Source organism: Achromobacter sp. HNDS-1 (assembly GCF_040084795.1).
In the GTDB taxonomy this organism is placed as follows: Bacteria; Pseudomonadota; Gammaproteobacteria; order Burkholderiales; family Burkholderiaceae_B; genus Achromobacter; species Achromobacter ruhlandii.
In genome coordinates this window covers 5,470,607-5,496,205 of the sequence record NZ_CP157584.1, presented here as the reverse complement: position 1 = coordinate 5,496,205, position 25,599 = coordinate 5,470,607, and the positions used below count along the sequence as shown (strand labels likewise).

The window sequence follows — 25,599 nt, the reverse complement described above, 5'->3', positions numbered from 1 at the left end:
CATGGCCGAGTCCCGCCCGCCGTCGTCCGCCGAGGAATCGGCCGTACACGAAGCCGCCCGCTGGTTTGCCTGCCTCATGGCCGAAGACGCGACGCCGCGCGATCGCGTTGACTGGCAGGCCTGGCTCGACGCCAGTCCCACGCATCGCCAGGCCTGGGAACGGCTGCAGAAGATGCGGTGCGCCTTCAGCCGCGTGCCGGCCGATGTTGCCACGGCCGTGCTCACCCCGTCCGCGCGCCGGCGCGCACAGCGCCGCAGCCTGCTGTCGTTGATGGGGATGGGCCTGCTGACCACCGGCGCCTATGGCGTCATGCGGTCAGGGGAGCCGGACATCTGGCGGACCGCGACCGGCGAATTCCGCCAATTCCAACTGGACGACGGCTCGCAGCTCTATCTGAACACCGCCACCCGCGTGACGCTGGATTTCAGCGACGCGCGGCGTCGGGTGGTGCTGCGTGCCGGCGAGATCCTGATGCAGGTCCATCAGGACCAGACCTCGCGGGCCATGCCGCGCCCGTTCGTCGTCAGCACGCCGCATGGCGACATCCTGCCGCAGGAAGCCCGCTTAACGGTGCGGCTGGATACCCGCGACACGCGGGTGCAGGTGTTGCAACAGTCGGCCACCATCCTGCCTGGCCAGACGCAGAATCACCCTTCGATCCGCATCCCTGCGGTGCTGCTGCGCGCCGGTCAGGCGGTGTCGTTCGATGCCGACGGCGCGGGGCCGGTGGGCGCCGCGTCCTTGGATGCGCAGGCTTGGCTGCATGGCCGTCTGGTGGTGGAGGATCGGCCACTGGCCGAGGTCGTCGCCGAACTGGCGCGTTATCGGCCCGGCATTCTGCGGTGCGATCCGGCGGTGGCCGATCTGAAGGTCTCCGGGGTCTTCTCATTGCGGGACACCGACGAGGCGCTGGAAGCAATCTCGGACAGTTTCCCTGTGCAGGTGCGGCGGCATACGCGCTACTGGGTGACGGTGCTGGCGCGCCCAGGGGCGTAGCCGGGGCGGTGGCGCAGGCGGCAGCCTCGTGCCTGACGCCACGGGTCAAGCGTAAAAGCGATCACATAAGTTTTTTTTTCAATCGCATTTGCACTTTCGTAGTACGTCGCGTGTCCTCAATGACGATGGCGCTCGCCATGGACGCGAACCGAACCGGTTCCGGCCATGGCCTCGCTTCCCGTTCAATCACTCTGCCGCGATATGTCCATGCACGATCACCCCTCCACTTCAACGGCCTGCGCGCCTGGCCGCTCCTCGCACCCTGCCGCGCCGGGAGCGCGCCAGTTCACGCTGAATCTCACGCTCATATGCCTGTTGGCCGCCTTCACGCCGCTGCGCGCCGCCCACGCGCAAACGCCCTCGGCAGCCCTCGCCGCCAGCACCTTGCAGGTGGACATCCCGGCCGGTCCGCTGACCACGGTGCTGAACCAGTACGCGCAGGCGGTCGACGTCAGCCTGTCGTTCGACGCCTCGCTGCTTGCGGGAAAGGAATCCGCCGGGTTGCAGGGAAGTTTTGAGGTGGAGGCGGGTTTCCGCCGCATTCTGCAAGGCAGCGGATTCGAAGCGGTGGCGCGTGCGCCGGGGCGCTACATGCTGCGCGGCTTGCCGAAGGCGGCAGGCGAGGACGCCACCGATGTGACCCAGCTGAACGCCGTCACCGTCAGCGGCTACCGCGAAGGCGACGCGCCCAACCGGGGCTACACCGTCAGCAGCACGTCCAGCGCCACCAAGCTCGACCTGGCGCCAAAGGAAACGCCGCAGAGCATCACCACGTTCACGGCGCAGCAGATTCAGGATCAGGGGTTGTTGACGGTCAGTGAAGTGCTGGACCAGACGCCGGGCATCACACTGATTAGCGCCGGCGTGGCGGGCGCCGGGAACCAACCTGTCTATTCACGGACTTTTCCGGTCACTTCGGTGCAAATGGATGGCGTCATGGCCAGCAGCTACATACTGTCCGGCTCCGCCAACGGCAACATCGGGCTGCAGGATTCCTTTCTGTACGAGCGCATCGATGTGATCCGCGGCTCCAACAGCCTGACCGGCGGCGAAGGCGATGCGTCGGCCAGCCTGAACTTCGTGCGCAAGTATCCCTACCTGGATCGTCACCTGTCGGCGAATTTGAAATACGGCAGCTGGAATAATCGCCGCGCCGAGCTGGACCTCTCCACGCCGGTCAACGACCGGTTCCGGGTGCGGCTGGCGGCAGCCATGCAAAAGGGTAATCACTGGGTCGAGCGGGTCAAGAGCGATCGAGGCGCGGTGTCGCTGATCGGGCAATTGGATGTGACGGAGAACAACCGCATCAGCGCCGGCGTGACGCAATTCGACTTCAAGCTGGACGGGGCCTCGCCGCATGGCTTGGCGAGGTATTCGGAAGTGTCAAACAACAGATTCCGGCCTGGAGAAAAAGAATTTCTACCGGAGGGCATACGCGACCTGCCACCAGGCGACAGCGTATTGCCAACCAGAGGCGTCTCGCGCGGCTTCAATAACGCAACCCCTTGGTCACACACCCATCGTAATTACACCAATCTGTTTCTCACCTGGGACCATGATTTCAACGACGACTGGTCATTCAAGGCCAGCTACAACCATGCCAGCAACATGGACGACCAGTTGTACGGGGAAATGGGATCCCGCTATTACGTGCCCCAAGCGGGGTTGGCCAGCTACGTTGCCAAACGCGACCATCAAGAGAACATCGTCAATGCCGTGGATGTTCACCTGAAAGGCCGTATTGAGGCATTCGGCCGAGACCAGGAATTCGTCGTGGGCGCCAATGCCTATAACGTGAATCACATGGTCTACGGTGGCTATGATTCCTTCGGGACGGCGGAATACCCCCTACTCGCTTTCGAGTCATGTGGCCGCCGCAATCGCTCTTGCCTCCCACCGAGGTCGCCCATGGATCGCACGTCGATAGGTGCCATTCCCATCGAAGGCTGGACCGCTCGCCTTCCCGAGGAATCAGAGTTGGCCGGCTCCCGCAGGGACATGTACAGCGCCAGGGAACGATATATCACCAAGCGCCGGCAAACCGGGTACTACTTCAGCAGCCATTTGCGACCGATTTCGCGCGTTCATCTCATTCTGGGCGGGCGTTGGGCCAAGGATGTGGAGACGGACCATGTCGACACCGACTGTCTAGTCGACCACTGCAACTCCACCCACTTCCTTCCCAATTCCACCAACCCCACCATGCGCCCGAAGTTCCTGCCCTATGGCGGTCTGATCGTCGAACTGACGCCGCAGATCAATGCCTACGGCAGCTATACAACGTCCTACGTGCGCGACCCTGTCTATAACGGTTCAAACGGTGGCACCAACGCCATTACCGGCGATTACCTCCCCCCGGTGCGCTCGATCACCGAGGAGGGAGGCCTCAAAGGCGCATTTTTCGACGAACGCCTCAATATCGCAGCATCCTACTTCAGGATGACACAAAAGGACTTTCCCTTTCAAAGCTACGACCCCAACGCCCCGACTACTGACAACAACGGCTGGCGCGTCTATGGATGGGAATTCAATGCCACCGGCGCGATCACGAAAGACTGGAATATCGCCGTGGGCTACGTCAAACAAAAACAGGTCCTGCCGCCATTCAAGGGGGAGATCATGTTTTCGGCGGTTGACGACCTGACCGGCAGCTATCGCGCGCCCGAACAATCCTTCAAGTTGTTCACCACCTATCGCGTCAAACGCCTGACCATTGGCGCGGGCGTGCGCTGGCAGAGCCGCACACAGTCCGCCTGGATTCCCATGGACTTAGAGCGCCGCAAGCAGGACTACCTGATGCGACAGGACGCCTACTACGTCGTCGACCTAATGGCGCGCTACCAGATCGACCGGCACTTCAGCATGCAACTGAACGTCAACAACATATTCGACAAGGTCTACTACCAGCATGAACGCTCCTTTAATTCAGCACCGCCACGGAATGCGTTGCTGACCTTGAGCTACCGCTTGTGAAGGTATCCGGATCATCCGACGCGCAGCCGTCCTCTGCCGCAGATAACCGAATCGGACGAAAGGCTGCATGGGTTTGCCACACGGCGTGCACTTTCACCACTGGTCGCGTGTCCTCCTAGATGTGTGGATCCTAGCCGATCAGGTCCCAGTCCTGGCGACAACGCTGGCTGCCGGGTTCACCCGGGTCCCCAAAAATCAACCCTTGTTGCCACTGGGGATCGTTCATCATCCCTCTTCAAGGACACGACCATGCGCAAACTCGCCTCACTTTCCGCTGCCTTGCTGATGACCGGATCCGCCGGCGTCGCCTCCGCAGGCTGGAACCAATTGGACCTCGACCAACCCAGCAACCTGGAAGAACAAGCAAATGTCGTTTACCAGGGCTCGTTCAATTACAACGGTCAGACCTACGGTCCCTCCACTTCCGCGGCCGTTCCGACTCAGGCCAGCACAGGCATTTCCAACGTATTCGATCTGAACTCCCTGCAAGCCTTCACCCTGTACGGCAAGAACGGCCCCGCAGGCACAGGTCGCAACGATGATCTGAGCCTGACCTCCAATGACAATTCCGCGGCCGCCGGCGTCAAGTCTCCGGTGGTATACCGCGTCTACCGCCAGAACTACTCGGCGGCGGTGGTCAACCTTGCACGTGGCACAGTGGGCCGCCACTTCGTCAAGAGCATCGTCGGCGAGCAGACCGCGCCGGACACGCTGGTAAATGGCACCTACAACTACGCCGGTGTGACCTTCTCGAACTTCCCGCGTGGCATGTTCGATTACCAGGTCACGGTAACGGGCCCCAACTCCGCCACGGGCCAGGGGTCATTCTCGTTGGACGAGATCAAGATTCCTGCCAAGATATCCTCGACCGGCAAGGACATTGTCTTCAACATCAATAACGGCAAGCTGGATCCGACGGCTTTGGATGCGACCGGCAACGGTCTGGTCTTCGCCGGAGACGTGACTATCACCACGAACGACGTCAGCAATCCCGACGCGTGGAAGGAAATCGGTGGTCTCGTAGCGAAGCCGGAATATGACCTGACGCTCTTTGGCCCCAACGGCGCGGAAATCGCAGGCGCCATCAACGGTCTGCCTGACCGCGTCGGCTCCGTCGCGGTCATCGGCGCAAAACAGTAATCGCTACCAGAAGGGCGGAGCAATATCTCTTCAACATCAAATAGATAGCGACCCAAATCGGACTGCTATTTGATATTGGCCGCCATTGAATTGCGATCGCTCCCATCACGGACTGCAGGGATTCCCTGCAGTCCTTTTGCCTATTCAAGCCGCCGCATCCGGAAGACCCGTGCCGCCCCCTCTCTCGTCCAACCCCTCTCGCCGTCATTCACTGTTCACGGCAATCGTCATCAGCCTGTTGGTCACGGGCTACCCGCTTACGCTCCAGGCCCAACCCGCCACGCCGTCACCCGCCGTCCTGCCCGCTCCCGTCCGCCCCCTGGAGCCGGACACCCCGACGCTCCCCCCTCCCCCTCGCCCCACGCCCGCCATCACGCACCGCCCGCCCACCCAACCGGCCCAGCCGCCCGTCGAACTGACCGACCAGGACCTGGCCCACGACCTCAGGCTGACCGAACGCATCCTCAACCAGGCGATGCTGCAAGAGGACTGGAGCACCCTGCGCCGGGTGATGCGCTTCTACCCCTGGATGGCCGGCGTTGATCCGATCCTGCGCGACTACGTGCATGGCGCGCTGCTGCGCCACGATGGACGGCTGGCCGAGGCCATCGCGTTGTACCGCCGGCTGGTGGCGCAGCATCCCGACCTGGGCTACGTGCGGCTGGAACTGGCCACCATGCTGATGGAGGATCGCCAATTCGCGCAGTCCGACGCCGAGCTGGCCGACCTGCGGCTGGGGTCGCTGGAGCCGGCGGCGCAGCACAGCGTCATGCTTTACCGTCAGGCATTGGCGCAGCAGCGCCGCTGGAATTTCCGCCTGGGCGCGGGCACGGCCTACAGCAACAACGTCAATTCGGCCAACCGCGACCCGATGCTGTACCTGCCGGTCGCGACACGGCAAGGTCCCTTGTGGGTGCCGTTCGCGAAGGGCCGCGACGCGTTGCCCAAGGCGGATTGGGGGTTGAAATACAGCGGCAGCGCCAATGTCGAACGCAATCTCGGCGGGCATCACTACTACACGCTGGGCGCGGATATCGACGGCACCGCGTATCGCGTGCAACGCGACTACAGCGACCGCTCCCTGACCTTGCGCGGCGGCTACAAATGGCAGGACGCCACGCGCTGGTTTGCCGCGACGCCCCAGGCGGGCCGCAGCTGGATGGGCAGCCGGCGCTATAGCCACAACCGCGGCTTGAGCCTGGAGTACGGGTGGCGGCCAACGCCGGGGTGGCAGTTGATGGGGGCCTGGCTGTGGCTCAAGCGCGGCTATGACGATCGGGCCTATGCCGCCTATGACGGCCATCTGAACGTGCTGTCGCTGACGGCCATCCGCGTGTTCTCGCCCGCGCTGTTGGCTTACGCCAGCGTCGGGCTGCAGCGCGAGGCGGTGGCAGCGGGCGAATACACCTATCGCTTTCCCTGGGCGCAGCTGGGCGTGGTCAAGACCTTCGGGCAAATGTTGGGCACGCGTTTGAGCGCCCGCTATGGCAGACAGGCGTATGAGGCGCCCTATGCCCTGTTCCTGAATCAGCGGCGGCGCGATCATGAGCTGCGCGTGGACGCCTCGGTCTGGACGCCGGACTTCAAGATCGCCGGGTTGGAGCCGAAGCTGAACCTCAGTTACCTCAAGATCACCAGCAATCTGCCCATGTATGCGCGGGACCGGACCGAGGTCAGCCTGATGCTGGAGAGGCGGTTCTAAACAGCATCCGTGTCGGCGACCAGGGCAACAATCCGTCCACGCTCACACGTTCTGGCCCTTTCTCACTGCCATGGATATCTCCTTGAGCATCCAGGCGAGAGTCGTCGCGGCGCGAGTCCCCCCTGCTCCCTTCGGCCACGGCAAGCGGAGTTGTCGAAACAATTCCGGCTGCGTGATAGGGACGAAATTGCCGCGCTCGAAGCCGTCGCCGCCGTTTCAGGAACGATGTCCCAAGCTGCCCATCCCCAGAGACCGCCAGGAGCGACTCCGCGCTATCCGTTTCCGCCGCTATCGGCAATTGCACATTGGCGGCCTTGAACGCGTCTTCGATCAGCATGCGCGTCGAGAATTTCGGCGGGAACCGGGCTAACGGAATCGAAGCCAGAACGGTCTCCGGTCCGTACCTTCACGCCGACCGAGGCCGTTTGTGATGAATTTTCAAGCGGAGATCGTCCTGGCAATCCAGGATTTCAATGCCGGGAAGCATGGGCAAATGCACTGGGAGGCCGGATCGGCGTTGACGCGCCAGCGCGCCTCGGCCGGGTAGTCTCGGCCGGAAAGTCTCATGACGCGCCCCGAATCACAGCCAAAGTGATGCAATTTTCGCGAGGAACGTGACAGAATATCGGGCACCCGCGTCCCGGCTGTACCGCCGAACCCCGTATTGATCAGGTCCTGAAATGCCCGTTATCGGCGATCCGCCTCCAACCCGACCTCCTGGCGAGGGCGTGGGCAGCGGCCATGCCGGGTCCGACGGCGCCCTGGAGCGGCTGGCGCGCCTGGCGCGGCGACTGTTCAATGTCGACACGGCAATCGTTGCCCGCGCCGACGCCGCGGGCGCATGCGAGGCGATGGCCGGCACGCCCCCCGCTTCGCCGCAGCCATGGTCCATGCAATCCCCCATCCGCGCCGCCGACGGACGCCTGCTGGGTAGCGTGCGCCTGCTGCACGGACAGGCACGCGCTTTCACGGATGAAGACAGCCAGACCCTGCAAGACCTGGCGGACCTCGCGGCGACCGCTATCGCCCCCCCATCGCGCGAGCGCGCCGACGAAATCGCCTGGCGGGAGGAAGCCAGGAAGTTGTCGCTGGCCATCGCCGGTAGCGGCACGGGGGTCTGGGACCGCAACGTGGTGACCGGCGAGATCACCTATTCGCCCGGCTGGAAGGCCTTGCTCGGCTATTCCGAGTCCGAACTCACGACCCGCATCGAAGACGCCTACCAGCGCCTGCACCCGGACGACCTGGGTTTCGTGCAAGCCGCCATGCAGGACCATTTCGACGGCAAGACCGAAAGCTACGAGGTCGAGCACCGCATCCGCTGCAAGGATGGCAGCTACAAGTGGATCTGCAGCCGGGGCAAGGTGGTCAGTCGCGACGAGGCCGGCAAGGCGCTGCGCATGATGGGCACCACCACCGACATCAGCGCGGTGCGCGCCCTGGCGGAACGCCTCAAGCTCACGGCGGACCTGGTCGTCAACCTCACCGACGCCGTGCCCGGCCTGGTCTTTCAGTGCCAGGCCGTGGCCGAGGGCGGCGCGAGGTTCTCGTATGTCAGCGCCGGCATCCGCGACATGTTCGAGCTGACCGCCGACGACGTGCGCGCCAGCGCCACCGCGATCGAACAGCGCGTCCATCCCGAGGACCTGCCCGCCTACCGGGCATCGCTGCAGCAGGCGACCGCCGCGCTCACGCGCTGGCACCTGGAGTTCCGCGTTTGCCTGCCGCGACAGGGGGTGCGGTGGCGTCTGGGCGACGCCAGCCCGAGCCGCGAGGCCGGCGGGGGCGTGGTCTGGCACGGCTTCGTCACGGACATCACCGACCGCAAGCGCGCTGAACTGGAATTGCGCGAACTCGCCGCCACCGACGCGCTGACCAGCCTGCCCAACCGCCGCCATTTCATGTCGCGCATCGCCGCGGAGCTTGCGCGCATCAAGAGCGACGGCGGCCACGGTTCGGCGGTGCTGATGTGCGACCTGGACCACTTCAAGCACATCAACGACACCTGGGGCCACGCCATCGGCGACGGCGTGCTGCAGCACTTCGCCCGCATGCTGCGTGCCCAGTTGCGCGAGATCGACCTGGTGGGCCGTATTGGCGGCGAGGAATTCGCCGTCGTGCTGCCGGACACCGACATCGAAAGCGCGCACCTGTTCGCCCACGACGTACAGCGCCGCATCGCGGATACGCCCTATCTGACGGGCGGACAGTGCATTCCGCTGACGGTCAGCATCGGCATTTCCGCGCTGCATACGCACGACGACGACGCGGAACTGGCGCTCAGCCGCAGCGATCGCGCGCTGTATTACGCCAAGCAACGCGGCCGGAACCGGATCGAATCGGTGTTTTTCAGGTAGCGCCAGCCCGACGCATGGGTTTGCCTCAGGGCGGGTCGCGCAGGTCGACAGCCAGGCGCAACAACCTGTTGATTTCGCCAGTCAGATGGCGTTTGCGACCCTGTTCCACGATGCTGATGCTGCGAAACTCCTGTGGCCCCGGCAACGGCAGCACTTTCAATGCCGGGTCTTTGTTCCAATGGACGTTTTGCAACAAGGGCACCAAGCTGACGCCCACTTGCTGGCGCACCAGCGCCGCGATGCCAAGAATCGAGTTCAGCTCCAGGATTTCCTGCGGTTTGACTCGCAATCGGTGCAGCACCCGATCGGCTTTGGAACCGGTGGCGGTATTGCGGTCATAGCGGATGTAGGGCTGAGTGGCCAGCAGCTCGGTGATGTCCGGCGTTTTTGCATGGGCCTGCGCGCTGGCCAGCAGGATCAGCGGTTCGTCATAGAGCCGCGAGCAGCTCAGCCCTTTGAATTCCTGCCGGGGCGACTTCACCACGACCGCCGCATCCAGCTCGCCGGCCAGCAGCAGCGGCGCCAGCTCATCAGAACGCGCGCTGGTCAGCGTGACCGACACTTTGGGATGGATGGCCTTTAGCTGCACCAGGCAATTGGCCAGCAGCCCCATGGCCGAAATGATGCCGCCCACGGTGATTTCGCCTTCCATGCGCAAATCCCGATCCGGGTCTTCAAGCATTGCTTCGTAATCGGCCACCAGGCGCCTGGCGCGCGGAAGCAGCAGCGTCCCGTCGCGACTCAAACTCGTCTGTCTGTGATTGCGCTCGAACAACGTACGGCGCATTTCGTCTTCAAGCGCCCGCATTTGCTGACCGACGGCGGCGCTGGTCAACGCGACCCGGTCGGCCGCGGCGGCAAAGCTGCCCTCCTCCGCGACGGCAATGAATGTTCTGAGAAACCGGATGCTGCTCATGGCGCGAGGCGATTTTTAGGTAAAGATTTACTTTACTCTAATTAAAACTAAATTAGATTTTCTTTGTATAGGCACTGGCGGATACTGCGGGTCTTCTCATTGAATGGTGTAGACCATGAGCACTGCTACCCCGGATTCCCAGGCCGACCTGCTGGCGCGGCAAAACGCGCGGCGTCTATACGACCAAGGGCCGACAACGGTCTATGCCCATGCGGGCGACAAACGCTTCGCCTATTGTCTTTACGTTCCCGAATCCATCGAAGACGCAACGCGTCCCGTGGATCTCGTGGTGGTCGTGCATGGGTCCAACCGCGCGATGGAAACCTACCGGAACAGCTTTGCCGAGTTTGGCCGCTGGAACGACTGCGTCATCCTGGCGCCGCTGTTTCCGGTGGGCGTGCTGGGCGATGGCAACGGCGACGGCTACAAGCAGATTCTTGAAGGGGATATCCGCTATGACCAGATCCTGCTGGATATGGTCGCCGAGGTCGGCAAGAAGTACGGCCGCAACTTCGACACCTTTGCCCTCTTTGGCTATTCGGGCGGCGGCCAGTTCACCAATCGCTTCTGCTACCTGCACCCCGACAGGCTCTGGGCCGCATCGATCGGCGCGCCGGGTTCGGTCACGCTGCTGGACACCGCGCGCAAGTGGTGGGTGGGCGTGGCCGACATGGAGACGCGGTTTGGCAAGGCGCTGAACCTTGATGCGCTGCGTCAGGTCCCCATCCACATGGTGGTCGGCGCGGCGGATCTCGAAACCTGGGAAATCACCCATCGCCCCGGCGGCAAGCACTACATGGAAGGCGCCAACGACGCCGGCCGCACCCGGCCCGAGCGGCTGGAACGCCTGCGCGCCAGCTTCGAAGCGGCGGGCGTGAGCGCCACGCTGGATCAGATTCCCAATGTGCCCCACATGGGCATCAAAGTCATGCCGGCCGCGCAGAAATTCTTCGCGGCGGTGTTGCGCGAACGGCGGGCTCGCCAGGCGCAGCAATAAGCACAAGCGGCACGGCCAGGTCGTGGCCGCGCCGCCCACCCATTGAAGGAGGATTACTTCATGCGCAACAGTGTAAAGGCCGCCCTGGGGTACGCCGCGCTGGCGTTGACGCTGGCAACGGCCGGAAGTCACGCCGCCGAGCCATCACGGATTCAGGTCGGCATCAGCGGTGATATCCGCGGCACCGACCCCGGCGTCAACCGGGACGAGAACACCGACGCCGTCGTCATGCATATGGTGGAAGGCCTGGTGGCCTACCGCGAAGACGCGACCGTGGGGCCGTTGCTGGCCGACTCGATCACCGTTTCTGATGATGGACGCAGCTACCGCTTCAAACTGCGCGAGGGCGTGCGGTTTCATAACGGGGCGCCGCTGACCGCCGCCGAAGTCTTGTGGACCTGGCGCCGCTACCTCGATCCCAAGACACAATGGCGCTGCCTGGGCGACTTCGATGGCCGCGGCTTGCTCAAGGTGCAGGACATCAGCAGCCCGGACCCGATGACCGTGGTGTTCACCCTGGAACAGCCCAACGCCTTGTTTCTGGCGACGATGGCCAGAACCGATTGCGGGGGCACGGGCATTCTGCATCCGGATTCGCTGACGCCGGAAGGCGCGTGGCGCTCGCCGGTGGGAACCGGGCCGTTCAAGCTGGGGCAATGGCAACGCGGGCAATATGTGGAGCTGCAACGCTTTGCTGACTATGCGCCGCGTGCCGAGGCAAAGCCTGACGGGTATACCGGCAACAAAGCCGCGCTGGTGGACCAGGTGCGCTTTGTCGTGATCCCCGACAATGCGACGGCCAAGGCCGCGCTGATGGCGCGCGGCATCGATCTGCTGTCCGACGTGACGGCGACCGACGCGGCCGACTTGAAGCAGGCCAAGGGCCTGACCATCCAGGTCAGCCCGGCAATGTCCATCAACGGCCTGCTGTTCCAGACCCGCGACCCTTTGCTCAAGGATGCGCGTATCCGCCGCGCCATTGCGCTGTCGCTGGACTACGGCCAGATGGTCGCCACGCTGTCCAGCGGACTGTCCAAGGTCAACAATTCGGCCGTGCCCAGCAGCAGCACCTACTATGACGCGGCGACGGCCAAGGGCTACCGCACCGATCTGGCCGAGGCCCGCGCCTTGCTGAGCGCGGCCGGCTATCGCGGTCAGCCGATCAAGATGATTGTGAACAAGCGCTACCCGCAGATGTTCGATATGGGCATTCTGAGTCAGGCCATGCTGGCGGCCGTGGGCATCAACATCCAGATGGAGACGCTGGAGTGGGGCACGCAGCTTGAACGCTACCAGAGCGGCAACTATCAGATGATGGCGTTCTCGTATTCGCCCCGCTTCGACCCGGCCCTGAGTTTCGAGCAGATACTGGGTGACAAGTCCAGGGAGGCGCGCAAGGTCTGGGACAACGGTGACGCCATCGACATCCTGCGCCAGGCCATGCGCGAAGCCGAACCCGCCAGGCGCCAGGCGCTATTCGATCGGTTGCACGACATGCTGATCAAGGACGTGCCCATGGTCATCATCTACAACGGGACCGCCATCGGCGCCTTCCGTGATGGCGTCCAGGGCTATCGAACCTGGCCGATTTCCAAGCCGCGCCTGTGGGGCGTGTCTTTGGCGGCGACCACGAAATAGGCCCGTCATGTTGCGATTCTTCATTCAGCGCCTGGGCATGGCGCTGCCCACCCTGCTGCTGATCTCGATCATGGTTTTCGGCCTGATCCGCTTCATCCCGGGCGACCCCGCCCTGCTGATGCTGGGGGATATGGCGGACGCGCAAAGCCTTGCCGACATGCGCAAGGCCCTGGGACTGGATCACTCATTCGTGACCCAGTACCTGATCTGGATACGGGCGGTGCTGGGCGGCGACTTCGGCTTGTCGATCAGTAGCAGCCAGCCGGTGCTGGGCCTGCTGGTCGAGCGCTTCAGCGTCAGCGCCGTCATCGTGCTGATCTCGGTGGGACTGGCAGTGCTGCTGGCCGTTCCCGTGGGCCTTTACGCCGCCTGGAAGCAGAACAGCCTGATGGATCTGGGCCTGGTCGCCGGCGCCACCCTGCTGCTGTCAATTCCCGCCTTCTGGCTGGGCTTGCTGCTGCTGTACTGCTTCGGCATGACGCTGGGGTGGCTGCCCATCGTCGGCTACGTCAGTGTCAGCGCGGATCCGTTGCGCGGCCTGAGCTATCTGGTCCTGCCGGTGGTGACGCTGACGCTCGTGGAGTTCGGCTCCATCGCCCGCATGGCCCGCGCCAGCACGATCGAGGTCTTGCGGCTGGAATACATCGCCCACGCCCGCGCCAAGGGCCTGTCGGAATCGGCGGTGCTGTGGGGCCATGCCTTGCGCAACGCCTTTGCGCCGACCTGGACGCTCGTGGGCCTGATCCTGGGCAATCTGCTGGGCGGCATTGCGGTGTTGGAAACCGTCTTCACCCTGCCCGGCATCGGCCGGCTCATGGTGGATTCGATATTTGCCCGTGACTATCCGGTCCTGCAGGGGTGTCTTTTGTTGATCACCAGCATCTATGTGGTGGTGAATTTGATCGTTGACCTGCTGTATCCGGTCTTTGATCCCAGGGTGAAACTATGAATGGCGACGTCATCTCCTTGCCGGCCGCCCCCGTGCGGCGCCGCGGCCTGCCCGCGCTCAATGCCTTGATTGGCGGCGGCCTTCTGCTGGGGTTGGTCGCGCTGGCGCTGCTGGGCCTGGTGTGGACGCCGTACGACCCGCTCAAGCTCGATCTGAGCCTTCGGCTGCAGGCGCCTGGCGCGCGGCACTGGCTGGGCACGGACGAGTTCGGCCGCGACGTCCTGAGCCGGCTGATCATCGGCGCATCGACCAGCCTGTGGATCAGCCTCCTGTCCGTGGCGGTGGCCTTGGGATGCGGCACCCTGATCGGTATGCTGGCCGGCTACCTGCGCGGCTGGACCGACCGCATCCTGATGATGTTCAACGACGCCCTGCTGGCCTTTCCCGGCATTTTGCTGGCCCTGGGCATTATGGCGGTGCTGGGCGCCAGCCAGTACAGCATCGTCCTGGCGTTGGGCATGGCCTACACGCCGTCGGTGGTGCGGGTGGTTCGCGGCAGCGTGCTGTCGCTGCGTGAGCGCGAATTCATCGAGGCGTCCCGGGTCATTGGCAATTCCGAGCTATACACGATGTTCCGCCACATCGTTCCCAACTGCCTCGCGCCCGTGTGCGTGCTGGCCACCAGCATGTTCGGCTGGGCCTTGCTGTCCGAAAGCGCACTGAGCTTTCTCGGACTGGGCGTACCGCCGCCCGCGGCCACCTGGGGCAGCATGCTGGCAGCCAGCCGTCCCTACATTGCGTCGGCCGCATGGCTGGGCGTGTTTCCCGGTGTGCTGATCAGCATGGCCCTGCTGGGTATCAATCTGTTTGGCGATGCCCTGCGTGATCGCCTCGATCCGCGCATGAGGAAATGAACATGACCGAGAACGCATCCCTGTTGTCTGTGAAGCACCTGAAGATTCGTGCCGGCGTGGATGGCCCGCTGGCCGTGAACGATGTCAGTTTCGAGCTGGCGCCAGGCGAAATCCTGGCGCTGGTGGGAGAGTCGGGCAGCGGCAAAACCATGGCGGCGCGCGCCGTCATCGGCCTGTTGCCCGCCCCCATGCAGATGGCGGACGGCAGCATCGGCTTCAAGGGCCGGACGCTGGACACGCGCAATGCCCGCGCCTTGCGCCGGGTTCGCGGGGCCGAGATCGGCATGGTTTTCCAGGAACCCATGGTGTCGCTCAACCCGGCACTGACCATCGGCCGTCAAATGAGCGAAGCGCTCAAGCTGCATACGCGGCTCGGCGCGGCCGAGATCCGCCAGCGTTGTCTCACCATGCTGGAGCGCATCGGCATCAAGGACCCGGTACGCTGTCTGACCGCTTATCCGCATGAGTTCTCGGGCGGCATGCGCCAGCGCATCATGCTGGCGTCCGTCATGCTGCTGCGTCCGGCGTTGCTGATCGCGGATGAGCCCACCACGGCGCTTGACTGCCTGGCCCAGCTGGATGTCATCGAACTGATGCTGGAGCTCACGCGTGAACAAGGCACGGCCGTGCTGTTCATCAGCCATGACCTTTCGCTGGTGGCGCGCTATGCCCACAAGGTTGTGGTCATGCGAAATGGGCAGGCGGTCGAACAGGGGCCCACGGCCTCGATCCTGCTGAACCCGCAAGCCGAATACACCCGTCAGTTGCTGGAGGCACTGCCCCGCCGCGGTGTCCTGCCGCCCTTGCCCCATGCCGGCGCACCGCTGGTCGAGGTCAAAGACGTATGCGTCGAGTACCCCGGTCCGCGCAGCTTCTGGCAGCGCGGCGCCGCCTATCGCGTGGTGCGCGGCGTGGACCTGAGCATCGCGCCAGGTGAAACGCTGGCGCTTGTCGGAGGCAGCGGTTCCGGCAAGACGACGCTGGGGCGCGCGGTGGCCGGATTGGTCAAACCCCGCGCCGGGAGCATCAGGTTCGAAGGCGTGGACCTGCTCAAGTCCGTCAACCGCCGCGCCCGCCTGCAATGCCAGATGATCTTTCAGGATCCGTATTCCTCGCTGGACCCGCGCATGCGGATCGGGCAGATCCTGGCCGAACCCCTGCGGCATTGCGATGACTTGAACGACGCGCAGCGCCGCGCGCGCGTGGCGGAAACGCTGAACGACGTCGGCCTGAATCCGTCGTTCCGGGACCGCTTCCCACATCAACTGTCTGGCGGCCAGCGTCAGCGTGTGGCGATCGGCCGCGCCCTGGTACGCCGGCCGAAGATGGTCATTGCCGATGAGCCGATCTCGGCATTGGACATGACCATCCAGAAGCAGATTCTGGATCTGTTCGAGCGTCTGCAGAAGCAATACGGCTTTGCCTGCCTGTTCATCTCGCACGATCTGGCCGCGGTCGAACGCATCGCGCATCGCGTGGCGGTGATGAGCCAGGGCGAAATTGTCGAAATCGCCGCCCGCGACGCCTTGTTCGACACGCCGCAACACCCCTACACCCGCAAATTGCTGGCCGCGGCCAGCCCGCTGGAAAAGCTGGCCAACGGGGGCTATCGCATCCGCCCGGCCCAAGCCTGAGCCGGCCGCCGGCTCAACCCATCAAGGAGATTCCATGACCGACGCCAGTTCCGTTTCCAATGCCTTCTGGGCGCCTTTCACCCCGATGCGGCAGTTTCACCAACAGCCCATGATGTTCGACAGCGCCGAAGGCATGTACTACCGCACGCCCGACGGCCGCCAGATTCTGGACGCCATGGCCGGCCTGTGGTGCGTCAACGCCGGCCACGGCCAGGCGAGCATTGTGCAAGCCATTCAAGAGGCCGCCGCGCGCCTGGACTTCGTTTCCTCGTTCAAGATGAGCCATCCGGGCGCGCAGGCCATGTCGGATGCCTTGATTGCCCTGGCGCCCGAGGGCATGACCAGAGTGTTCTTCACCAACTCCGGCTCCGAAGCCGTCGACACCGCCTTGAAAATTGCGCGCGCCTATCATCAGGCTCGTGGCGACAGCCGCCGCACCAAGTTCATCGGCCGGGCCAAGGGCTATCACGGCATGGGATTTGGCGGCTTGTCCGTCTCGGGCATCGGGCGCCAGAAGCGCGACTTCGGGCCGCTGCTGGGCGAGGTCAGCCATTTGCCGCTGCCGTATGACGCCAGCATGCGCTTTAGCGCCGGACAACCGGATCACGGCGCCAGCTATGCGGAAGCGCTGGCGCAGTTGCTGGACATCCAGGACCCCGGCACGGTGGCCGCCGTCATTGTCGAGCCGGTCACCGGTTCCGGCGGCGTGTATCCGCCCCCGGTCGGCTACCTGCAACGCTTGCGCGAGCTGTGCACGCAACATGGCGTGCTGTTGATCTTTGACGAAGTGATCACCGGCTTTGGGCGCGTGGGCGGCAACTTCGCCTCGCAGGTGTTTGGCGTTACCCCAGACTTGATGACCGTGGCCAAAGGCCTGACCAACGGCGCGGTGCCCATGGGCGGCGTCATCGTCGGCGGCGCCGTCTACGAAGCGTTCATGGCCGGACCGCCGCAGGTGGTGGAACTGATGCATGGCTACACCTATTCCGCCCACCCGCTGGCGTGCGCGGCCGGCCTGGCGACGCTGCGTCTGCACCAGGACCTGGAGATCAACACTCGGGTGCGGGAGATCAGCTCCCATTGGCAGTCGCAAGCGCTGGCGCTCGAAGGTCTGCCGCATGTGAACGATGTGCGCAGCATCGGCCTGCTGTGCGCTGTCGACCTCGCGCCGCGCGCCGGCGCGGCCGGCATGCGGGGCGCGGATGTCGCCCGCCATTGCTTTGAGCAGGGCGTACTGGTGCGAGCGTCCGGCGACATGATCGTCATTTCGCCGCCGCTGATCATCAGCCCTGCCCAGGTCGAACAGATTTTTGAATGCTTGCGACGAGCGCTTCTTGTTGACGGCATCTGACCGGGCCGGCGGCTGATGCGAAGAACATGGGGCCACGCGCCGAATCGTTCTACGATAGGCGAACGCAACACTTCCGTACGAGAATCATGCCTTCATCCAAACCCACCGTCCTGCTCGCCTGCGATTTCTCTGAACCTGCTAGGTAAGCACTACAACGTGCTGGGGCCTCTTCCATATTCCAGCCCTGAGGCTTTGCCGGACGGCGCGGCCGACGTGAGCGCCCTCGTAACGAAAGGCGGTCTGAAGACGGATCTTGCGTTGATCGAGGCGCTTCCCAAACTTGGCATCGTTTCTTTCTTCGGCACCGGATTCGAAGGCAACGACCTGGAGGCCGCGGCCCAGCGCCGACTGGCCGTCACACACAGCCCTGGCGCCAATGCCTCCAGCGTGGCGGACTTCGCCATGGGATTGGCGCTGGCCTCTTGGTCCGGGCGGGCACGTTATTAACGTGGCGCGGGGCTCCTTGATTGACTCCGAGGCGCTTGCCGAAGCGCTGGAACGGGGAACGATAGCCGGGGCCGCGCTCGATGTTTTCGAGGATGAACCAAACGTGCCTGACCCGCTGCTTCACGCCCCCAACCTGATCCTCTCGCCCCACATCGCCTTCGCATCCACCAGCGCCCGAGAGGCCCAGGAAAACATGGTGCTTGCCAATCTGGAGGCGTTCTACGCAGGCCGGACCGTGCCGAATCCCATCGATCGCTCCTGACGCCCTATCTATTTGCACCGACGGACAGGTCGGGCGGCGGCCCATGGCAGTCCTCGACGACCGACCGGTTCGACCCATCGCGACCCGTCGCTTGGCCGAACCGCTTTCCGTGAAGCGCCCCTTCACGGGTGACGCCGCGCGACGGCCCCAACGCCTGCACAGCGCTGGATGCCGGCCATCGCACCGGCACCGCCAGATCGAACGCGAGACCGAACCGGCAGAGCGCAGGCGCACCGGTTGGAATGGGAAGCCTCGCAAGCGCGGCGAGGTCTCTCCTACGTTGCCTTCATCTCCTTCTCTTTCTCCTTCGCCAGCTTCTCCTTGTCCTTTTTGGCCCCGTCGTAATGGGACTTGATGGCGAGGAACATGCCCGTTCCCAACACGAGGATCTTGAACGTACCGAAGATGACAGGGACCCAGAAATTCATTATTTCCTCAAAACGCTGCTTCAGCAGCTTCAGTTGGGAGTGGCCAGAGCGTGCACCATGCTCTTTGCCGAGCCAGTCGAATCTTACCGCCAATCCCATACACTATGCTGAATTGTACGGCTTTTATGGCATGCATAATGCCAAAAAAAACCATACATAAGAGCAAGACATGCCCGCGTCCTTTCTTGACATGAATCAAGAGGCGTCCCGCCAGCCGCGTTAAACAGGGTATTCGACATGCCAGAGAGACCGCCATGACCACCACGATGAAGGCGACCGTGTTCGTCGCGCCGGGCCGGATCGAGATCCGGGAAAAGCCCATCCCCCAGGTAGGCCCGAACGACGCCCTGATGCGTATCACCACCACCACCCTCTGCGGCACCGACGTCCATATCCTCAAGGGCGAGTATCCGGTGGCGTCCGGCCTGACCATCGGCCATGAACCGGTGGGCGTGATCGAGAAACTCGGCAGCGCCGTGCGCGGCTATGTCGAAGGCCAACGCGTCATCGCCGGGGCCATCTGCCCCAATTTCAACTCCTATGCCGCCCAGGACGGCGCGCCGTCGCAGGACGGCAGCTACCTGCACGGCGCCGGTCTTTGCGGCTGCCACGACCACCAGGCGACCGCGGGCTGGCGTTTCGGCAACAAGATCGACGGGGCGCAGGCGGAATACCTGCTGGTGCCCGATGCGCAAGCCAACCTGGCGCCGATCCCGGACGGGCTGTCCGACGAGCAGGTGCTGATGTGCCCCGACATCATGTCCACGGGGTTCAAGGGCGCCGAGAACGCCAATATCCGCATCGGCGATACGGTCGCCATCTTCGCCCAGGGGCCGATCGGCCTGTGCGCCACCGCCGGCGCGCGCCTGCTGGGCGCCACGACCATCATCGGCGTGGATGCCAATCCCCACCGCCTGGAAATGGCAAGGCACTGGGGCGCGGACGTCCTGCTCAATCCCAACGACTGCGACGTGGTGGCGGAGATCATGCGCCTGACCCGGGGCCGCGGCGTGGATGCCGCCATCGAAGCGTTGGGCCGGCAGAGCACCTTTGAATCCGCGCTGCGCGTCCTCAAGCCGGGCGGCACGCTGTCGAGCCTGGGTGTCTATTCGACCGACCTGACGATCCCGCTGGCGGCATTCGCGGCCGGGCTCGGGGATCACCGCATCAACACGGCGCTTTGCCCCGGTGGCAAGGAACGCATGCGCCGTCTGATGAATGTGCTTGAGTCGGGGCGCCTGGACCTGACGCGGATGGTCACGCATCGCTTCGGCCTGGACCAGATCGTCCAGGCCTACGACCTGTTCGCCAACCAGCGCGACAACGTGCTCAAGGTGGCCATCCGGCCATCCTGAAGCTCAAGCCTGAACCCGGAGCCAGACCCATGCAACTCCCCTCCCGCTCGACGCGCGCCATCGCCGTGATCGCCGTTGACCCGGATGGCAGGACTTACCGGATCGAGCAGCGCAGGCAGCTCGGCGCCGACGAAGACGCGCCCGGCGCGTTCCTGTACTGCTGCCTGCCGGAAGGACAAATCGTGGACCATATCGCGTATGGAACGTATCAACTGCCGGACGGCACCATCGTGAGAACGCGCAGGCCGCGCATGGCTTGAGGCGGCGCGGCTAGCGACCGCGTTGCAGCAGGCCCGGGTCCACCTCCCGCAGATCGACGATGCCGAGCAGGCCCATGTCGCGCCGCACCTCTTCGGTGATCAGCGCGATGGCATGGGCCACGCCGCGCTCGCCCGCCACCGTGGCCGCATAGTTGAACGGCCGCCCGACGAACACGCAGCGCGCCCCCAGCGCCAGCGCCTTCAGCACGTCCGTGCCGCGTCGCACGCCGCTGTCGAGCATCACTTCCATGGCGCCCGCGGCGTCCACGATGGCGGGCAAGGCCTGCAGGGGCGCCAGGCTGCCATCCAGTTGACGGCCGCCATGGTTGGACACGATGACCGCGTCCATGCCGTGCGCGCGCGCGGTGCGCGCGTCGTCCGGATGCAGGATGCCCTTCAACACCATCCTGCCCTTCCATGTCCTGCGTATGGCGGCGACGTGCTGCCAGTTCAGGTGCCCGCGATCGGAAAAGTCGCGCAGCACATGCCTGGACAGGATCGGCGCGCCGCGCGTGGCGTAGTTGTTTTCGAAGTGCGGCATGCCGTGGCGGGCCAGCGTGCGCAGCAGGGTCCCGATCAACCAACGCGGGTGCGTGATGCCCTGCCAGGCCAGGCTGGCGCTGGGCCGCAGCGGAGTGGAAAAACCGGCCCTGACGTTGTTCTCGCGGTTGGCGGCCACCGGCGTGTCGACCGTCAGCACCAATGTTTCCACGCCGGCGGCGGCGACACGGTCGATCAATGCGGCGATCTGGGCGCTGTCGCCGGGCAGGTAGGCCTGGAACCAGGTCCCGGGTGCCGCCGCCATCACGGTTTCCAGGCGGATCAGCGAGGAACCGCTCATGATGCAGGGCACGCCCGCCGCGGCCGCGGCGCGGGCGAGCGCCACGTCCCCGCGATAGCTGGTCAGCGCCGCAATGCCCATGGGCGCCACGCCGACGGGCGCCGCGTATTCGCGGCCCAATATCGTGCAGCGGGTGTGGCGGCGCGACACGTCCACCAGCACCTTCGGGCGGAACCCGTATTCGCCGAAGGCCTGCCGGTTGCTCCGCTCGGACTGCCCGTCTTCCACCGCGCCCGACACATAGGCATACAGGGGCTTGGGCAGGATCCGCCGGGCGGCGGCCTCGAAGTCGTGCAGGCTGAGCATGCGACGCAGCGGATCTGGCATGGCGGGGGTTCCTGGCGGGGCCCGGCGGACGATCCGCCGCGCAAGGGTCATGGGTAACGGCGAACGAATATAGGCCGGCCCGAGGTTTGAATAAAGTGACTTTATTGAAGTTCGTTATTACACTTTTTCTCGCCCTCAATCGCCCTGCAGTCGCTCCGCCCCTTCACTTCCCATGACGCTCAAGCAACTCGAGGCCTTTTACTGGGCCGCCACCTGCAAGAACTTTGCCATCGCCGCGAATCGCCTGAATATTTCGGTGTCATCGTTGTCCAAGCGGATCGGCGAACTGGAATCCTCGATCGGCGCCGCGCTGTTCAGCCGCAGCGCCCGCAGCGCCACCCTGACCGCGCTGGGCGAGCAACTGGTGCCCCATGCCAAGGACCTGCTGCGCAACGCGGACCAGTTCATGCAGCAGGCCAGCAACAACCTCAGCTACTCCGGCCGTTGCCGCTTCGGCGCCGGCGAGCTGACCGCCATGACGTGGATGGCCGGGCTGATCGCCGTCATCCAGCAGGCCCACCCCAACCTGCTGGTCGAACCTTTCGTGGGCGTGGGCGAACTGGTCGAGCGCGGGCTGGAGGAAGGCGAACTCGATTTCGCCGTGATCGCGGGCCCGTCGTCCCGAGCGTCGCTCGCCTCGCGCGTGATCGGCAGCGCCCATTTCGAATGGGTGGTATCGGCCCGGGCCGTGCCCGACGCGGCCTCGCTTGAACCGGCCGATCTGCCGGGCCTGACGCTCATCACCCTGCCGCAAAGCTCGGGCGCGATCCGCATTCTCGACGACTGGCTGACCGAGCAGCGCGTGTCGCCGGGCCGCAATCAATGCTGCAACAGCTGGCCGGGCATCGCCGCCATGCTGCGGCAAGGGCTGGGGCTGGGCTTCCTGCCCGCCGCGTGGGCCCAGGTGTTGATCCAGCGCGGCGACTTGCAGCCGCTGTCGCGCTTTCCGCCCTTGCGCCCCCTGGCCTATACCTTCCAATGGCGCCGCGACGACACCCGGCCCATGCTGGAGAGTCTGCGCACGCACGCGCAGGCCTGCCTGGACTTTCACGCCCCTGCCGGAATGCTCTAGCCCGGGCGCGAGCCGCACGCGACACTTTCCAAAAAGCGTTGTTTTCGACATCAAATTATTCGCTTTAAACCGCCATGAGCCCGGCGTAGAGTCCCCCCGGACAAGCATCCAAGGAGACAAAGCGCCATGTCGGAGTTCGGATTCACCCTGCAGGCATGCCCTGCCGGCCCCAGCCGCGAAACGCTCGCGGCCTATCAGGCGTTGGCCGTGGCCAACATCAGCGACGCGATGAGCCGCGCGACCGGCACCTCGGCCCTGCGCCCGATGCATCGCTCGCGCCGCATCCTCGGCCGCGCCTACACCGTGCGCACGCGGCCGGGCGACAACCTGTTGGTGCACAAGGCGATCGATTCCGCCGAGCCGGGCGACGTCATCGTGGTCGATGCCGGCGGCGACATGAACAACGCCATCATCGGCGAGATCATGGTTGGCTGGGCCGCGCGGCGCAAGCTGGCGGGCTTCGTGATCGACGGCGCCATCCGCGATAGCGAAACGATCGGCGCCGGCGATTTTCCCGTTTATGCGCGCGGGGTCGCGCATCGCGGCCCCTACAAGGATGGCCCCGGCGCGATCAACGTGCCGATCGCGATCGACGGCATGGTGGTCCTGCCCGGCGACCTGCTGGTGGGCGATGCCGACGGACTGCTGGCCATCCGTCCCGACGAGGCCCCCGCCATCGCGGAGCGCGTGCGCGCGATCGCCGCGGCGGAAGCCCGCGTGCTAGAGGACATCGCGCGCGGCGCACTGGACCGCGCCTGGGTCGACGCCACGCTCAAGGCGCGGGGCGTGCTGTGAGCGCGGCGTCTTCCCCCCAGACCGCCCGGCTCTGCCGCCTGGACCTCTGGCTCAATCCGGTGTTCGACGAGATCATCGGCGCCACGCCAGGGGTCTCGCTGTCGGTGCTGCCGGCAAGGGGCGACGATGCGCGCACGCTGGCCGGCCTGAAGTCGGCCCATGCGTATCACGTATCCGCGGCCAAGGACGAACTGCCGCGGCAATGGTTCGTCAATGCCGACCTGATCGCGCAATGCCCGGACCTGGTGTGCGTCTCGTCCGGCGGCGCGGGCTACGACACCATCGACGTGGCGGCCTGCACCGCGGCGGGCATCGCCGTGGTCAACCAGGCGGGCGGCAATGCGGAATCCGTGGCCGAGCACACCTACGCGCTGCTGCTCGCCGTGCAGCGGCGCGTGGTGGAATCGCACCAACGCCTGCGCCACGACGCCGGCTTCACGCGCGAGGACCTCATGGGCCATGAAATCCATGGCCTCGTCCTCGGCCTGGTCGGCATCGGCAAGATCGGCACCAGCGTCGCCCGCATTGCGCGCGGCTTCGGCCTGCGCGTGATCGCCCACGATCCGCTGCTGTCCGCCGACGCCATCCGCGACCGCGGCGCCGAGCCGGTGTCGCTGGACGAGTTGCTGGCGCGGTCCGACGTGGTGTCGCTGCATTGCCCCCTGGACGCCTCCACGCGCGGCCTGTTCGGCGCCAAGGCCTTCGCGGCCATGAAACGCGATGCGGTGTTCCTCTCGACCGCGCGCGGCGGCATCCACGACGAAGCGGCGCTGCACGACGCCCTGCGCGCCGGGCATCTGCGCGGCGCCGGGCTGGACGTCTGGGAACAGGAGCCGCCCGAACGCGACGCCCCGCTGCTGGGCCTGCCCAACGTCGTCGCCACCTTCCACACCGCCGGCGTCACCCACGAAGCCCGGCGCAACGTCGCCCGCTCATCGGCCACGCAGCTCGTTGCGATGCTGCGCGGCGAACGCCCACCGCAACTCGTCAATCCGGAGGTCTGGCCGCTGGCGGCCGAACGCATCGCAAATCTGGCGTGACGACACGGCTTGAGCCATCGCCGGCATCGCAACGCACGATGCAGGCAGGCCCCGGCCACATACCAAGGAGACAAACCATGCAAAAACACAATAAACGCGGGACGCTGCGCGCGCTGGCAGCCTTGCTGGCGGGCGCCGCCCTGTTCAGCGGCGGCGCGCAAGCGGCCGGCTACCCCGAACATCCGATCAACCTGATCGTGTCTTACGGGCCGGGCGGCGGCACCGACCTGGTGGCCCGCATGATGGCGCCCTATCTGCAGAAATACCTGGGCGGCGATGCCCGCATCGTCGTGCTGAACCGCCCTGGCGCGGGCGGCGCGATTGGTTTCTCGGAGCTGGCGCGGGCCCAGCCCGACGGCTACACCATCGGCTTCATCAACACGCCGAACCTGTTGACGATTCCCATCGAACGCAAGACCAGCTTCACCTGGCGCAGCTTCGATCTGCTGGGCAACCTGATCGACGATCCCGGCGCGTTTTCGGTGCGGAACGACAACCCGATCAAGACCCTGGCCGACCTGTCCGCCTACGCCAAGAAGAACCCGGGCAAGGTCACGGTGGGCACCACCGGCACGGGCTCCGACGACCACCTGGCCATGCTGCGCTTCGAACGCGTGTCCGGCAGCAAGCTCAGCCACATCCCCTACAAGGGCGCCGGCGAGGTGCGGGGCGCGCTGGCCAGCGGCGAGATCACGATCGGCGCCATCAACGTGGGCGAAGCGCTGCAGTACCAGAAAGGCGGCACCCCATTGCGCATGCTGGGGCAGATGGGCAAGACGCGTTCGGCCGCGCTGCCGGACGTGCCCACCTTCAAGGAACAGGGCTTCGATTTCGAGCTGGCCTCGCTGCGAGGACTGGCCGCGCCCAAGGGCTTGCCCGACGAGGTGCGCGCCAAGCTCGTCGCCGCGCTGAAACGCACGGTGGACGATCCGGAGTTCCAGGCCAAGGCCAGGGACATGTTCGCGCCGTTGCGTTATCTGGCGCCCCCGGAGTACGCCAAGGAACTGGCGGCTGGCGAAGCGGAATTCCAGGCGCTCTGGAAGGAAGCGCCGTGGCTGGATAAGTAGGCGGTTGGAGGGCGCGCGCGGGCGGGTTCCCGCGCCAGCCCGCCGGCTGGCCGAATCGGTGTCCAGCTGCCTCAAGCCTTGACGGGCGGCCGGCCCTGGACGTTTTCCCGCACGCCCTGGACAGCCAGCGCAAGAAACGGATAGCCCCATGCCCGCCGGGACGGGTTTTCCAGCAGTCCCGCTCGCGGCGCGGCGCT

Annotated in this window: 22 protein-coding genes; 19 read left to right on the top strand and 3 right to left on the bottom strand. The window is 65.1% G+C overall.

Annotated features, from left to right (window positions below; translation table 11 throughout):
- The first annotated feature begins 1 nt into the window (after position 1).
- The 5 genes from ABFG95_RS25425 (at position 2) to ABFG95_RS25405 (ending at position 9,169) form a co-directional block, all read left to right on the top strand.
- Positions 2 to 997, top strand: coding sequence for a FecR domain-containing protein (locus ABFG95_RS25425; RefSeq protein ID WP_100508273.1), 996 nt, complete (start codon positions 2 to 4; stop codon positions 995 to 997).
- 207 nt (positions 998 to 1,204) lie between these two features.
- Positions 1,205 to 3,970: a TonB-dependent receptor gene (locus ABFG95_RS25420; protein WP_278991536.1), complete on the top strand. Its 2,766-nt coding sequence runs from the start codon at positions 1,205 to 1,207 to the stop codon at positions 3,968 to 3,970.
- A gap of 249 nt (positions 3,971 to 4,219) precedes the next feature.
- The gene (locus ABFG95_RS25415; protein ID WP_278991537.1) at positions 4,220 to 5,110 is read left to right on the top strand and encodes a hypothetical protein; all 891 of its coding nucleotides are present in this window, start codon (positions 4,220 to 4,222) and stop codon (positions 5,108 to 5,110) included.
- Between the two features lie 169 nt (positions 5,111 to 5,279).
- Positions 5,280 to 6,812 (top strand): surface lipoprotein assembly modifier, encoded by a 1,533-nt coding sequence (locus tag ABFG95_RS25410; RefSeq protein ID WP_348995048.1) that lies wholly within the window; start codon positions 5,280 to 5,282, stop codon positions 6,810 to 6,812.
- Between the two features lie 680 nt (positions 6,813 to 7,492).
- Positions 7,493 to 9,169 carry a diguanylate cyclase gene (locus tag ABFG95_RS25405; protein WP_348995047.1) on the top strand — a complete coding sequence of 559 codons (1,677 nt, stop codon included), beginning with the start codon at positions 7,493 to 7,495 and terminating at the stop codon, positions 9,167 to 9,169.
- A 25-nt stretch (positions 9,170 to 9,194) separates the two neighbouring features.
- On the opposite strand, the gene ABFG95_RS25400 is transcribed toward ABFG95_RS25405, so the two are convergent.
- Complete coding sequence (locus ABFG95_RS25400; protein WP_063580257.1) at positions 9,195 to 10,085, bottom strand: LysR substrate-binding domain-containing protein; 891 nt, start codon at positions 10,083 to 10,085, stop codon at positions 9,195 to 9,197.
- A 115-nt stretch (positions 10,086 to 10,200) separates the two neighbouring features.
- On the opposite strand from ABFG95_RS25400, the gene ABFG95_RS25395 reads away from it, so the two are divergent.
- The 8 genes from ABFG95_RS25395 (at position 10,201) to ABFG95_RS25360 (ending at position 18,217) form a co-directional block, all read left to right on the top strand.
- Positions 10,201 to 11,082 carry a hypothetical protein gene (locus ABFG95_RS25395; RefSeq protein WP_059269900.1) on the top strand — a complete coding sequence of 294 codons (882 nt, stop codon included), beginning with the start codon at positions 10,201 to 10,203 and terminating at the stop codon, positions 11,080 to 11,082.
- 60 nt (positions 11,083 to 11,142) lie between these two features.
- Positions 11,143 to 12,720 (top strand): ABC transporter substrate-binding protein, encoded by a 1,578-nt coding sequence (locus tag ABFG95_RS25390; RefSeq protein WP_348995046.1) that lies wholly within the window; start codon positions 11,143 to 11,145, stop codon positions 12,718 to 12,720.
- 7 nt (positions 12,721 to 12,727) lie between these two features.
- Entirely contained in the window at positions 12,728 to 13,669 is a 942-nt protein-coding gene (locus tag ABFG95_RS25385) for an ABC transporter permease (RefSeq protein WP_054416094.1), read from the top strand.
- Entirely contained in the window at positions 13,666 to 14,523 is an 858-nt protein-coding gene (locus ABFG95_RS25380) for an ABC transporter permease (RefSeq protein ID WP_049074743.1), read from the top strand. The genes ABFG95_RS25385 and ABFG95_RS25380 overlap by 4 nt, the downstream gene beginning before the upstream one ends.
- A gap of 2 nt (positions 14,524 to 14,525) precedes the next feature.
- Positions 14,526 to 16,157 carry an ABC transporter ATP-binding protein gene (locus ABFG95_RS25375; RefSeq protein ID WP_348995045.1) on the top strand — a complete coding sequence of 544 codons (1,632 nt, stop codon included), beginning with the start codon at positions 14,526 to 14,528 and terminating at the stop codon, positions 16,155 to 16,157.
- A 34-nt stretch (positions 16,158 to 16,191) separates the two neighbouring features.
- Positions 16,192 to 17,508 carry an aminotransferase class III-fold pyridoxal phosphate-dependent enzyme gene (locus ABFG95_RS25370; RefSeq protein ID WP_238908710.1) on the top strand — a complete coding sequence of 439 codons (1,317 nt, stop codon included), beginning with the start codon at positions 16,192 to 16,194 and terminating at the stop codon, positions 17,506 to 17,508.
- A gap of 213 nt (positions 17,509 to 17,721) precedes the next feature.
- Positions 17,722 to 17,955: a hypothetical protein gene (locus ABFG95_RS25365; protein WP_348995044.1), complete on the top strand. Its 234-nt coding sequence runs from the start codon at positions 17,722 to 17,724 to the stop codon at positions 17,953 to 17,955.
- Positions 17,956 to 17,971: 16 nt separating this feature from the next.
- Positions 17,972 to 18,217: an NAD(P)-dependent oxidoreductase gene (locus ABFG95_RS25360; RefSeq protein ID WP_217268896.1), complete on the top strand. Its 246-nt coding sequence runs from the start codon at positions 17,972 to 17,974 to the stop codon at positions 18,215 to 18,217.
- 275 nt (positions 18,218 to 18,492) lie between these two features.
- Here the strand turns inward: ABFG95_RS25360 and ABFG95_RS25355 are convergent, their stop codons facing one another.
- On the bottom strand, positions 18,493 to 18,744 hold the full coding sequence (locus tag ABFG95_RS25355; protein ID WP_169535949.1) for a hypothetical protein: 252 nt from the start codon (positions 18,742 to 18,744) through the stop codon (positions 18,493 to 18,495).
- 155 nt (positions 18,745 to 18,899) lie between these two features.
- On the opposite strand from ABFG95_RS25355, the gene ABFG95_RS25350 reads away from it, so the two are divergent.
- Both ABFG95_RS25350 and ABFG95_RS25345 read left to right on the top strand, forming a co-directional pair.
- Complete coding sequence (locus ABFG95_RS25350; protein ID WP_068981389.1) at positions 18,900 to 20,000, top strand: NAD(P)-dependent alcohol dehydrogenase; 1,101 nt, start codon at positions 18,900 to 18,902, stop codon at positions 19,998 to 20,000.
- Between the two features lie 29 nt (positions 20,001 to 20,029).
- Positions 20,030 to 20,260: a hypothetical protein gene (locus tag ABFG95_RS25345; protein ID WP_049074770.1), complete on the top strand. Its 231-nt coding sequence runs from the start codon at positions 20,030 to 20,032 to the stop codon at positions 20,258 to 20,260.
- A 10-nt stretch (positions 20,261 to 20,270) separates the two neighbouring features.
- Here the strand turns inward: ABFG95_RS25345 and ABFG95_RS25340 are convergent, their stop codons facing one another.
- A complete protein-coding gene (locus ABFG95_RS25340; RefSeq protein WP_348995043.1) occupies positions 20,271 to 21,428 on the bottom strand; it encodes an alpha-hydroxy acid oxidase in 1,158 nt (385 codons plus the stop codon).
- Positions 21,429 to 21,600: 172 nt separating this feature from the next.
- Between ABFG95_RS25340 and ABFG95_RS25335 the strand changes: the two genes are divergently transcribed.
- The 4 genes from ABFG95_RS25335 (at position 21,601) to ABFG95_RS25320 (ending at position 25,402) form a co-directional block, all read left to right on the top strand.
- Positions 21,601 to 22,500: a LysR family transcriptional regulator gene (locus ABFG95_RS25335; RefSeq protein WP_049074773.1), complete on the top strand. Its 900-nt coding sequence runs from the start codon at positions 21,601 to 21,603 to the stop codon at positions 22,498 to 22,500.
- Positions 22,501 to 22,626: 126 nt separating this feature from the next.
- Positions 22,627 to 23,295 (top strand): RraA family protein, encoded by a 669-nt coding sequence (locus ABFG95_RS25330; protein ID WP_348995042.1) that lies wholly within the window; start codon positions 22,627 to 22,629, stop codon positions 23,293 to 23,295.
- Positions 23,292 to 24,335 carry a hydroxyacid dehydrogenase gene (locus tag ABFG95_RS25325; protein ID WP_348995041.1) on the top strand — a complete coding sequence of 348 codons (1,044 nt, stop codon included), beginning with the start codon at positions 23,292 to 23,294 and terminating at the stop codon, positions 24,333 to 24,335. Before ABFG95_RS25330 ends, ABFG95_RS25325 begins: the two co-directional genes overlap by 4 nt.
- 77 nt (positions 24,336 to 24,412) lie before the next feature.
- On the top strand, positions 24,413 to 25,402 hold the full coding sequence (locus ABFG95_RS25320) for a tripartite tricarboxylate transporter substrate binding protein (protein WP_049074780.1): 990 nt from the start codon (positions 24,413 to 24,415) through the stop codon (positions 25,400 to 25,402).
- Positions 25,403 to 25,599 lie beyond the last annotated feature (197 nt).